This window comes from Mesorhizobium sp. M0659 (assembly GCF_040320605.1).
Lineage (GTDB): Bacteria > Pseudomonadota > Alphaproteobacteria > Rhizobiales > Rhizobiaceae > Mesorhizobium.
The window spans coordinates 1-11,908 of sequence record NZ_JAMYPY010000020.1 but is presented as its reverse complement, the minus strand read 5'-3'; the positions used below and the strand labels follow the sequence as shown (position 1 = coordinate 11,908).

General features: G+C 64.0%; 8 protein-coding genes and 1 tRNA gene. 4 read left to right on the top strand and 5 right to left on the bottom strand.

Annotated features, from left to right (window positions below; all coding sequences use genetic code 11):
- Window positions 1-2 precede the first annotated feature (2 nt).
- Both betA and betB read left to right on the top strand, forming a co-directional pair.
- A complete protein-coding gene (betA, locus tag NKI31_RS25360; protein ID WP_352652853.1) occupies window positions 3-1,655 on the top strand; it encodes a choline dehydrogenase in 1,653 nt (550 codons plus the stop codon).
- A gap of 51 nt (window positions 1,656-1,706) precedes the next feature.
- Complete coding sequence (gene betB, locus NKI31_RS25355; RefSeq protein ID WP_023742684.1) at window positions 1,707-3,170, top strand: betaine-aldehyde dehydrogenase; 1,464 nt, start codon at window positions 1,707-1,709, stop codon at window positions 3,168-3,170.
- Between the two features lie 189 nt (window positions 3,171-3,359).
- Here the strand turns inward: betB and NKI31_RS25350 are convergent, their stop codons facing one another.
- On the bottom strand, window positions 3,360-5,597 hold the full coding sequence (locus tag NKI31_RS25350; RefSeq protein ID WP_023742685.1) for a mannose-1-phosphate guanylyltransferase/mannose-6-phosphate isomerase: 2,238 nt from the start codon (window positions 5,595-5,597) through the stop codon (window positions 3,360-3,362).
- 11 nt (window positions 5,598-5,608) lie between these two features.
- On the bottom strand, window positions 5,609-7,129 hold the full coding sequence (locus NKI31_RS25345; protein WP_352652851.1) for a phosphomannomutase/phosphoglucomutase: 1,521 nt from the start codon (window positions 7,127-7,129) through the stop codon (window positions 5,609-5,611).
- 198 nt (window positions 7,130-7,327) lie between these two features.
- On the opposite strand from NKI31_RS25345, the gene NKI31_RS25340 reads away from it, so the two are divergent.
- Together NKI31_RS25340 and NKI31_RS25335 are read left to right on the top strand one after the other, a co-directional pair.
- A tRNA-Pro gene (locus NKI31_RS25340) sits at window positions 7,328-7,404 on the top strand.
- Between the two features lie 169 nt (window positions 7,405-7,573).
- Window positions 7,574-7,912, top strand: a complete 339-nt coding sequence (locus NKI31_RS25335) for a hypothetical protein (RefSeq protein WP_023829102.1) — start codon at window positions 7,574-7,576, stop codon at window positions 7,910-7,912.
- Between the two features lie 41 nt (window positions 7,913-7,953).
- Here the strand turns inward: NKI31_RS25335 and NKI31_RS25330 are convergent, their stop codons facing one another.
- The 3 genes from NKI31_RS25330 to NKI31_RS25320 are packed head-to-tail and all read right to left on the bottom strand — an operon-like array spanning window position 7,954 to window position 11,681.
- Window positions 7,954-9,573, bottom strand: a complete 1,620-nt coding sequence (locus NKI31_RS25330) for an ABC transporter ATP-binding protein (RefSeq protein WP_023684573.1) — start codon at window positions 9,571-9,573, stop codon at window positions 7,954-7,956.
- Window positions 9,574-9,620: 47 nt separating this feature from the next.
- Window positions 9,621-10,748 carry an ABC transporter permease gene (locus NKI31_RS25325; RefSeq protein ID WP_352652850.1) on the bottom strand — a complete coding sequence of 376 codons (1,128 nt, stop codon included), beginning with the start codon at window positions 10,746-10,748 and terminating at the stop codon, window positions 9,621-9,623.
- A gap of 9 nt (window positions 10,749-10,757) precedes the next feature.
- On the bottom strand, window positions 10,758-11,681 hold the full coding sequence (locus NKI31_RS25320) for an ABC transporter permease subunit (RefSeq protein WP_023684574.1): 924 nt from the start codon (window positions 11,679-11,681) through the stop codon (window positions 10,758-10,760).
- Window positions 11,682-11,908: the final 227 nt, after the last annotated feature.

Genomic DNA, 11,908 nt, shown 5'->3' with positions numbered 1-11,908 from the left:
CCATGCTTGAAGCAGACTTCGTCATCATCGGCTCCGGCTCGGCCGGCTCGGCCATGGCCTACCGGCTGTCGGAAGACGGCAAGCATTCGGTGATCGTCATCGAGTTCGGCGGCACCGATATCGGGCCGCTGATCCAGATGCCGTCGGCGCTGTCGATCCCGCTCAACATGAGCCTTTACGACTGGGGCTTTGCCAGCGAACCAGAGCCGCATCTCGGCGGCCGCGTGCTGGCGACGCCACGGGGCAAGGTGATCGGCGGCTCATCCTCGATCAACGGCATGGTATATGTCAGGGGCCACGCACGCGACTTCGACCACTGGGCCGAACAGGGGGCGGCCGGCTGGGGCTTCGCCGACGTGCTGCCCTATTTCAAGCGCATGGAGGACAGTGACGGCGGCGAGGACGGCTGGCGCGGCCACGGCGGCCCGCTGCACGTCCAGCGTGGCCCGCGCAAGAATCCGCTCTACGGCGCCTTTGTCGAGGCCGGCCGCCAAGCCGGGTTCGAACTGACCGACGACTACAATGGTTCGAAGCAGGAAGGCTTCGGGCCGATGGAGCAGACCATACGCGGCGGCCGCCGCTGGTCGGCCGCATCAGCCTATCTGAAGCCGGCGCTCAAGCGGCAAAATGTCAGCGTGATCAAAGGCTTCGCCCGTCGTGTGATCATCGAGAATCAGCGCGCTGTCGGCGTCGAGATCGAAGCTCACAAACAGATTCAGGTCGTTAAGGCACGACGTGAGGTGATCGTCGCCGCATCGTCGATCAATTCGCCCAAGATCCTGATGCTATCCGGTATCGGCCCGGCCGCGCATCTCACGGAGAACGGCATCCAAGTCGTGGCCGACCGGCCCGGTGTCGGCCGCAATCTGCAGGATCATATGGAGCTCTACATCCAGCAGGAATCGACCCAGCCGATCACGCTGAATTCGGTTCTCAACCCATTCTCCAAGACGCTGATCGGGGCGCAGTGGCTGTTCTTCAAGACCGGCCTCGGCGCCACCAACCATTTCGAGGCCGCGGCCTTCGTACGCTCGCAGGCCGGTGTCGACTACCCCGATATCCAGTACCACTTCATCCCGGCGGCGGTGCGCTATGACGGCAAGGCGGCGGCGAAGGCGCATGGCTTCCAGGCGCATGTCGGGCCGATGCGGTCGAAGTCGCGCGGTTCGGTGACGCTGCGCTCGCCCGACCCGAAAGCGACGCCGGTCATCCGCTTCAACTACATGTCGCATCCAGACGACTGGACCGAGTTCCGCCACTGCATCCGGCTGACCCGCGAGATCTTCGGCCAGAAGGCTTTTGACGGCTTTCGCGGCAAGGAAATCTCGCCGGGTTCGCACGTCCAGTCGGACGAGGATCTCGACGCCTTCATCCGCGATCATGCCGAGAGTGCCTACCACCCGTGCGGCACGTGCAAGATGGGCCGCGCCGACGACATCATGAGCGTGGTCGATCCGGAGTGCCGGGTCATCGGCGTCGACGGCCTGCGCGTCGCCGACTCCTCGATCTTCCCGCGGGTGACCAACGGCAACCTCAACGCGCCGTCGATCATGGCCGGCGAGAAGGCCTCCGACCACATTCTCGGCCGCACGCCACTGGCGCCGTCCAACCAGGAACCCTGGATCAATCCGCGCTGGCAGGTGGCGGATCGATAGGGCATTGTCCGGCGGACTGCTCCGCAATAGCGAATACATCTGGAGAACAGCATGCGCGCCCAGCCAACGGCATCGCACTATGTCAACGGCCGCTACATCGAGGACGAAGGCGGCGCGCCGCTGCCGGTGATCTATCCGGCGACCGGTGAGGTCATCGCCACCTTGCATTCGGCGACTCCGAACGTGCTGGAGCTCGCCATCGAAGCCGCGCGGGCCGCACAACCGGCCTGGGCGCGGATGAAGCCGGTCGAGCGTGGCCGCATCCTGCGCCGCGCCGCCGACATTTTGCGCGCGCGCAACGCCGATCTGGCGCGGATCGAGACGCTCGACACCGGCAAAGCGATCCAGGAGACGCTGGTGGCGGATGCACTATCGGCCGCCGACTGCCTCGAATATTTCGGCGGCGCGGTTGCCGCCTTCAACGGCGATGCGATCGATCTTGGTGGACCTTTTGCCTATACGCGCCGCGAGGCGCTCGGTGTGTGCGTCGGCATCGGCGCCTGGAACTATCCGATCCAGATCGCCGGCTGGAAATCCGCCCCCGCGCTCGCCATGGGCAACGCCATGGTATTCAAGCCTTCGGAAAACACGCCGCTGTCGGCACTGGCGCTGGCCGAGATCTACTCAGAGGCGGGCCTGCCCGACGGGCTGTTCAACGTCGTGCAAGGCTATGGCGATGTCGGCGCCGGCCTCGTCGGCCACGATGTCGTTGCCAAGGTTTCGGTGACCGGCTCGGTGCCGACCGGCCGCAAGGTGCTGTCGCTCGCCGGTTCGAAGATGAAGCATGCGACGATGGAACTCGGCGGCAAGTCGCCGCTGATCGTGTTCGACGATGCCGATCTCGAAAACGCCGTCGGCGGCGCCATGCTCGGCAATTTCTATTCGACCGGGCAGATCTGCTCCAACGGCACGCGTGTTTTCGTACAAAGCGGCATCCATGACCGCTTCGTCGACCGGCTGGTCGAGCGGACGAAAAAGATCCGCATCGGCGATCCGCTCGATCCTGAGACGCAGATGGGGCCGCTGGTCAACAAGGCGCAGCAGGAGAAGGTCGTTTCCTACATCGCGGCCGGCAGGCAGGATGGAGCAACGCTCGCCTGCGGTGGCAACGTGCCGTCGCTGCAAGGGTTCGATGGCGGCTTCTTTGTCGAGCCAACCGTGTTCACCGGTGTCACCGATAAGATGCGCATTGCGCGCGAGGAGATCTTCGGGCCGGTGATGAGCGTGCTGAAATTCGACGGCGAGGACGAGGTGATCGACCGCGCCAACGACACCGAATTCGGCCTCGCCGCCGGCGTCTTCACCCGCGACCTGCAGCGCGCTCATAGGGTGATCGCCGAACTGCAGGCCGGCACCTGCTGGATCAACGCCTACAATCTGACGCCGGTGGAAATTCCGTTTGGCGGGGTGAAGCAATCCGGCATCGGGCGCGAGAACTCGCTGGCGGCGCTGGCGCTCTATTCGCAGCTGAAGGCGGTGTATGTCGAGACCGGGGACGTGGCGAGCCCATATTGAGGGTTGAAAGCGAAGTGACAGCTGATCTCCCCCCTTGCGGGGGAGATGGCCGGCAGGCCAGAGGGGGGTGTGACGGATCGCCAGCCTTTGGTCTGATCTTCGAGTAGCTGAGACGTCGGCGGGACAGCACCCCCCTCTGCCTTGCCAGGCATCTCCCCCGCAAGGGGGGAGATTGGCAGCTCCAACGCCTCACCCCTTCTGCGCCGTGCCGTCCAGATACTGCGTCAGCGCGCAGACCAGATGATAGAAGATGCTGGCCGGCACGTCCGATGCCAAGGAGCGGCCGCGTTCGTCGATGCGGTCAATCCACAGGCCGAGCGGGGCCGGATCGATGTGCCAGCGGAACAGGCGGCCGACGCGCGCCTCGATTTCCGGCTTGAGGTCGGGACCACCCGAGCCATCCAGCGCAATCGCCGCCTTGATCGCTTCGGCCTGTGGCCAGCTCCGCGACACAAGGTCGAGCGGCAGGCCCTGTCTGGAGACCGCGCCGTAGGCAAGGCCGGTGGCGCGGTTGAGGCCGTTGGCGATGGCCGAGGCGTAGAGCTTGCGGGCAAAATTGCTCAACTCGCCCTGGCCGCTGCGGGCGACGAAATCGGTGAGCAGCGAGGCCCATTCGAAATGATGACCGGGCTCGGTCCATGTGCCCTTCTCGCCGGCGGCCGGCTTCCACCCGGCGTCGAAATATTCGCCCAGCGTCCAGCTCTCGGCATCGAAGAAATGACTGCGGAAAAGGTCGATGATGCGCGCGGCGCGGCGCAGATAGGTGCGGTCGCCGGTCGCCTCATACCAGGCGAGGAAGGCCTCGAGCAGATGCATATGCGGGTTGGAGCGCCGCTCGCCCTCGCCATCGGATGTCTCGAGAAAGCCGGTCATGCGGCTGTCCTCGAGATGCGCGTCGAGGAACACGAAGGTCTCCTGGCCCAGCCGCAGCGCATCCGGATCGCCGCACATATGCGCATGCGCCAGCGCCAGCAGCACGCAGGAATGGTCGTAGGCATCCTCGGTTGGGTCGGCGACGGAGCCGTCGACATTGAGCGTGCGCACCCAGCCGCCCCGGTCCGTGCGGCCCTTGCCGGCCATGAAGGCGATGCCATGGGAGATCAGGCGATCGGCTGGACCGTCCCAGCCGCGGGCCTTGGCAACGGCGAAGGCGTAGACTTGCCTCGCCGTCGTGCGCATGCGCTTGGGCTTCAACAGCGCCTCGCCGTCGAAGCCGAGCGCCTCGTGGAAGCCGCCATGACGCTCATCGACGCCTGAAGTCGACCACAGCGGCAAGGTCTCCTCGAACAGCCAGTGATGCACGCGCCGCCGCCAGGCGCCGCTTTCGATGACGCGGTCATGCGCCGGGGTGAACCTGGTTTCCAGACGGCCCGATTTTTCCAGCTGCTCGACAATCTTCTTGACGTGCTGGCTGTGACTGACCGGGGCAACGAAGGTGGCGTCCGCGGTCGAGACGATGGCGACATCCTTCATGCCGATCGCCGACAAAAGCCGGCCGTCGCTGCGGATGTAGGAGTTCTCGCAATCGATGGCGACGACATCGCCGACGACGACATTGCCCTTGGCGTCGGCAGGGCCGACATCAAGCAGCGACTGCCAGGAGCCGAGGTCGTTCCAGCGGAAGCCGGCCGGCACCATGGCGATGTCCTTGGCCCGTTCCATGATGGCGTAGTCGATCGAGTTCGACGGGATGGCGGCGTAGAGGTCGAGCGGCATATAGAGGCCGGACAGGTCGCTCGTTGCCGCCTTGTAGGCGGTTTCGGTGGCCTGCCAGATGTCGGGTTGGAAGGTGGCGAAGGCGTCGCGCATGGCGCCGGCGCGAAACAGGAAAATGCCGGTGTTCCAGTAGAAGGTGCCCGCACTGAGATAGCTCTGCGCAGTGGCGAGGTCGGGCTTTTCGACGAAGCGCGACACGTCGAAGACGCCGCCGCTTTCGGCTGCGACTTCGATATACCCATAGCCGGTCTCGGGCTGCGCCGGCTTGATGCCGAACACCACCAGACGGCCGGCAAGCGCTGCCTGGCTGCCCGCCTCGACGCTCTGCCAGAACTGCTTGGGCGTGGCGATTTCGTGGTCTGACGGCACCACCAGCACTAGGCTGTCGCCGAACTCCGACAATGTGCGCAGCGCGGCCAGCGCCACGGCGGCAGCCGTGTTACGCCCGGTCGGCTCGAACAGCGGGCCACCGCCGGCGAGGTCGAGTCCGGCAAGATCGGCATGGACACGCTCGGCATGGCGCTCGGCGGCGATCAGGAAGATCGGCGTCTCACCTTCCGGCCGCGCCGTCAGCCGGCGCAAGGTCTTGGCCAGCATCGAGCCGTCGCCGGAGAGATCGTGGAACTGTTTCGGGTTGTCCTCGCGTGACAGCGGCCACAGCCGCGAGCCGACACCGCCGCTCATGACAAAACTGACGATGCGCTCGCTCATGAAAGGTCCAATCAGAACGTCTGGTTGTAAGCGCCGACTTCGGGGCTGCGGCGCAGCACGGCGTCGATCGCCTCGAACATCTGCCGGCGGCGCTCGGACGATACCGGGCTTTCGACAACCACGACAAGCTCCGGCTTGTTCGACGACGCCCGCACCAGCCCCCAGGTGCCATCCTCGGCCACGACGCGCACGCCGTTGACGGTGATCAGCTCGGCGATCTTCTGGCCGGCAAAAGTCTTGCCGGCGCGCTGCATCGCCTGGAAGTCCGCCACCACCCGATCGACCACGCCGTATTTCACATCGTCGGCGCAATGCGGGGACATGGTCGGCGTGCCGAAGGTCAGCGGCAGCGCGCGATAGAGATCGGCCATCGAATTTCTGGGGTTCCGGTCGAGCATCTCACAAATGGCTATTGCCGTGATGAGACCGTCATCATAGCCGCGGCCGATCGGCGGGTTGAAGAAGAAATGGCCCGACTTCTCGAATCCGGCGACGGCGCCAAGCTCGGCGACCCGGCGCTTGATATAGGAATGGCCGGTCTTCCAGTAATCTGTCTTCGCGCCGTTGCCACGCAAAACGCTGTCGGTGTTGAACAGGCCGGTCGATTTGACATCGACGACGAAGGTCGAGCCGGGATATTGGGTTGATATGTCCCGCGCGAGCATGACGCCGACCTTGTCGGCGAAAATCTCGTTGCCCTCATTGTCGACCACGCCGCAACGGTCGCCGTCGCCGTCGAAGCCCAGCCCGACATCGGCGCCGGTCTCCAGCACCTTGTCGCGGATGGCGTGCAGCATCTGCATGTCTTCGGGGTTGGGGTTATAGCGCGGAAAAGTGTGGTCGAGCTCGACATCGAGCGGGATCACCTCGCAGCCGATGCGCTCCAGCGCCTGCGGCGCGAAGGCGCCGGCGGTGCCGTTGCCGCAAGCCGCCACAACCCTGATCTTGCGCGCGATGCGCTTGTCCTGGGTCAGGTCGTCGAGATAGGTCTCGCGAAAACCGGAGACGAAATCGTAGCAGCCGCCGCCGGCGAGATCGAAGTCGCTCGACAGCACGATCTGTTTCAGTGCGCTCATCTCCTCTGGTCCGAAGGTCAGCGGCCTCGCCGCACCCATCTTGACTCCGGTCCAGCCATTCTCGTTGTGCGATGCGGTGACCATGGCGACGGAAGGCGCGTCGAGCGCGAACTGGGCGAAATAGGCCATGGGCGACAGCGCCAGGCCAATGTCTTTCACCTTTGCGCCCGCAGCCATCAAGCCGGAAACCAGCGCCAGCTTGATGGCAAGCGAATAGGAACGGAAATCATGCCCGGTGACGATGTCGGGCCCGGCGCCAAGACGGCGGATCAAGGTGCCCAGGCCCATGCCCAGCGCCTGGACGCCGATCAGGTTCAGCTCCGGCGGCTGCGCGGAGCCGGCGTGGCCGAACCACCAGCGCGCATCGTATTCACGGAATCCAGACGCCTTGATCAGCGCTTCGGTTTCGAATTCGAAACTGTTGGACCGGGCGTCGCCTACGATTTTCAGCGGCAAGGCAGCAGAGCTCCAGATGGCGAAAGCACGATTTATCGAGGCTGCGACTTAGCACACAAGGCTTTAAGCCGGGTTTATCCCAACAGAACATCCTGGCTTTGCGGGAATGCCGACGAAAGCCAACGAAATGCGACAGAAGCACTGCCATTGCCGCTTGCAGGAACGGTATGTGGCAGCTATAAGCCCGCGGTCTGGTCACGGAGTGTAGCGCAGCCTGGTAGCGCACCTCGTTCGGGACGAGGGGGTCGCAGGTTCAAATCCTGCCACTCCGACCAGAAAAAACAGACACTTAGGTGTTTGTTCTCCCGACCCACAAGATAGCTTGATGCAAACCGGCCGCGTCGGCGTTCGCTGTCAGCATGGTGTTTTGACGCGACAACCTTCCGCGCTACCTCGATAATAGGAATGCCGCCGAGACAGCGGCCAGAACGAGGTTTGCGGAAGATGAATTTGTTGATTTCAAGCCGGCTGTCAGCGCTGCTCGCTTTGTCCTTGGCGGCAGGCTGCTCATCGCTGGGCAGCGCGGTGAACCCGGCGAAATACGACAGCATGACATGCGCCGAGCTCAACAACGCGGTAGGCGATACCGCGCGCGACATCTCGCAAACCGCCATCACCCGCGGCAGGGTCACCAACACCAGCGTTCCCAACTGGCTGCTCGGCGGCACGCGCGTGAAGAGCGCAGTGGCCAACCGTGAGACGGCCAGAATCGAACTGCTGAAGCAGCGGCAAGAGGCCATTGTCGCGACAAGAGCCAACAGATGTCCCAGGTCAGCGGGCTAAGCGAACTGGCCCTACCCTGACTATCTGCTCAACGTCACGCCTTAAGCACTCAGCCGGAAGCGCGTGACATCGATCGCCGCAGCCATCAGCGTCTGGGTGTAGGCGGCCTGCGGGTTGCTGAATATCTGTTCGGTCGGGCCTTCCTCGACGATCTTGCCCTGCCTCATGACGATGATGTAGTCGGCCATGGCGCGCACCACGGAGAGATCGTGGCTGATGAAGAGGTAGGACAGTTCGTGGTCGGCCTGCAGCTTGCGCAGCAATTCGACGATCTGCTTCTGCACCGAGCGGTCGAGCGCCGAAGTCGGCTCGTCCAGCACCACCAGTTTGGGCTTCAGGATCACGGCACGCGCGATGGCGATGCGCTGGCGTTGGCCGCCGGAGAATTCGTGCGGGTAGCGGTTGCGTGCGTTGGGATCGAGGCCGACCTCGAGCAAGGCCTCGACGGCGCGCTGATCGCGTTGCTTGCCTGACAGGTTCGGCTCATGCACCAGAAGCCCTTCGGTGATGATCTGGCCGACGGTCATGCGCGGCGACAGCGAGCCGAACGGATCCTGGAAGACGAGTTGCATCTCACGACGCAGCGGCCGCATCGCCTGGCGGTCGGCGGTGGAGATGTCGCGGTCGCCGAAGCGGATGACACCGTCGCTGGGCAACAGGCGCAGAAGTGCGCGGCCGAGCGTCGATTTTCCCGAACCGGACTCGCCGACGATACCGATGGTCTGGTTGCGCTTCAGCCGGATCGAAATGTGATCGACGGCGCGTAGCAGCAGCGGTTCGCCGGCAAGGAAGCCGCCGCCGATCTTGAAGGTCACTTCGACATTGCGGCCCTCCAGCAGCACAGGAGCGCTGGGCGGCGGCGCCGCCTTGGTGCCGGTCGGTTCGGCGGCCAGCAGCATTTTGGTATAGGCATGCTGCGGGTTGGCGAAAAGTGCTTCCGCTTCGCCTTCCTCGACCACCTCGCCATAGCGCATGACATAGACGCGGTCGGCAAAGCGCCGGACGATGCCGAGATCGTGGGTGATAAAGACGATGGCCATGCCGAGCTTGCGCTGCAATTCGGCGAGCAGCACCAGGATCTGCGCCTGGATGGTGACGTCGAGCGCCGTCGTCGGCTCGTCGGCGATCAGGATGTCGGGGTCGTTGGCCAATGCCATGGCGATCATGACGCGCTGGCGCTGGCCGCCCGACATTTCGTGCGGATAGGATTTCATCCGCCGCTCGGGATCGGGAATATGCACAAGCCGCAGCAGCTTGAGCGCCTCGTTCCGTGCCTCGGCTGCGTTCAGCCCGCGGTGCTTGCGGATTGGTTCGATCAGCTGGTTGCCGATCGAATAGAGCGGATCGAGCGAGGTCATCGGCTCCTGGAAGATCATGCTGATCTTGGCGCCGCGCACCTTGTTGAGGTCGGGCTTGCTCATGGTCAAAAGGTTGCGGCCGCGATAATCGACGTGCCCCGTCGCCTCGCCGTTGGACGCCAGCAGGCTCATCGCCGCCATCATCGTCTGGCTCTTGCCGGAGCCGGATTCGCCGACCACGGCAACGGTTTCACCTGCCTTGACGTGGATGTTGATGCCCTTGACCGCTTCGACCGCGCCGTCGAGCGTGCGGAAGCGGACGCGAAGGTCTTTGACGCTGAGGATCGTTTCGGGCGTTTCCATCGCAACGGTCCCCATCTTATCGGTCCCCATCTTTATCGGTCCCATCTTCATCGGTCTCTCGGATCGAGCGCGTCGCGCAGGCCGTCGCCGACGAAGTTCAGTGCAAACAGCGTCGACACGAGGAAGAAGGCGGGGAACAAAAGCAGCCAGTTGGCGGTGCCGATGTTCTTGGCGCCGACCGAGATGAGCACGCCCCAGCTGGTCATCGGTTCCTGCACGCCAAGGCCAAGGAAAGACAGGAAGCTTTCCAGGATGATGACCTGCGGCACCAGCAGCGTCATGTAGATCACCACTGGTCCGAGCAGATTGGGGATGACATGGCGCAGCAGGATGCCGCGCTGGCCGACGCCCATGGCTTCGGCCGCCTGGACATACTCCTGCCGCCGGATCGACAGCGCCTGGCCGCGCACGATGCGCGCCATGTCGAGCCACAGCACCGCTCCCACCGCCAGGAACATCAGCACGAAGTTGCGGCCGAAGAACACCACCAGCATGATGACAAAGAAAATGAAGGGCAAAGAATAGAGCACGTCGACGATGCGCATCATCACCTCGTCGATCTTGCCGCCGGAAAAGCCTGCCGCCGCCCCATAGAGGACGCCGATGACCACCGCGACAATGCCGGCAAGCAGGCCGATGGCCAGCGAGATGCGCCCTGCCATCAGCGTTCGCGAGAGAAGATCGCGACCGGTGTTGTCGGTGCCGAACAGGAAGTACTGCTGTTTGACCGACGCAGTCATAGTCAATTCGAGCCCGTCGGCCGATTTGCTCTCTATCTTGGTATCGTCGAAGGCATCGGAGCGGTCGAGATAGCGGATGTTGCGGTCGTCGATCCGTTTGGTCGAGGTGACGGTGACGGTGACGCGACTGCCGTCCAGTTTCCACTCCTTGATGTCGACGCGCATGCGCTTGATGGCATCCTTTAGCGCCGTCTCGATCATGTCGGGCTTCGGATAGGCTGAAAAGCTTGGCGGCGTGCGCACATAGTCGGCATAGATGGTGGTGTACTGATGCGGCACGAACCAGGGGCCGAAGATGCTGATGACGCCAATGAAGGCCAGGTAATAGAGGCTGAACATGGCGGCGCGGTTGGCTTTGAGGCGCGCCCATGCGTCGCCCCAGAGCGAGCGGCCGACGACGGCCGGCGGAGCGGCGGCGGCTGTGATGTCAGTCATAGCGCACCCTCAGTCATAGCGTACCCTCGGGTCGACGACCGCGTACATGACGTCGACGATCAGGTTGAAGACGATGGTGAAGAGCGCGATCACCACCACGGTCCCCATCACCAGCGTGTAGTCGCGGTTGAGCGCGGCATCGACGAAATAGCGGCCGACGCCGGGAATGGAGAAGATGGTCTCGACGATGACCGAACCGGTGAGCAGCGCCGCGGCTGCCGGGCCGGTGAAGGAAACGATCGGCAGGATGGCGCCGCGCAGCGCGTGCTTGACCACCACCGACCAGTCGGAGAGGCCGAGCGCACGCGCCGTTCGGATATGATGCGAACGCAAGCTCTCGATCATCGACCCGCGCATCAGGCGGGCAACGATGGCGATCTGCGGCAAGGCCAGCGTCAGCACCGGGCCGATCTTGTTGATCAATGCGCCATCACCCCAGCCACCGATCGGCAACAGCTTCCAGGTCAATCCGAACACCAGCTGAATGACAGGAGCGATGACGAAGGTGGGGATAGTGCTGCCGGCGGTCGCCAGCGCAATCACCGTATAGTCGCCAAGCTTGTTCTGGTTGAGCGCAGCGATGGTGCCGAGCACCGAACCAAGCAGCAGCGCCAGGATCAGCGCCGAGGTGCCGAGCTGGACCGATATCGGCAGCCCCTTGGCAAACAGTTCGGTGACGGTGAAGTCAGGCAAATTGTAGCTCGGCCCGAAATTGCCGCGTAGAAGATTGCCGAGATAGTGGGCATATTGCAGCCAGAGCGGATCGTCGAGGCCGAACTGTGCTTCCAGATTGGCCCTGATCTCGGGACTGAGGCCCCGCTCCTGATTGAAGGGGCCGCCCGGTGCGACGCGTATCAGGAAGAACGCCATGGTCACGATGACGAACAGCGTCGGAATGGCGGTCAGAAGCCGCCGTAAGATGTATCGCAGCATCGGCGCCCCGCTTCGGCCAGAGCGACATACGTCCATGCGGACGCATTGCCACGCTCCGGCGCCAAATCTTCGCACCGGGCTTGCCGAAAATCGACCACGACTTTCGGACCGGTGCGATGACCGACCAGTCCGGGGGGGCGGGGGGGGGGGGCGGGGGGCGGGGGCCGGGGTTGGTGAATGCGGGGGGTCGGCGGCGGGTGCGGGTGGGGGGTGGAGAATGTAAAGAT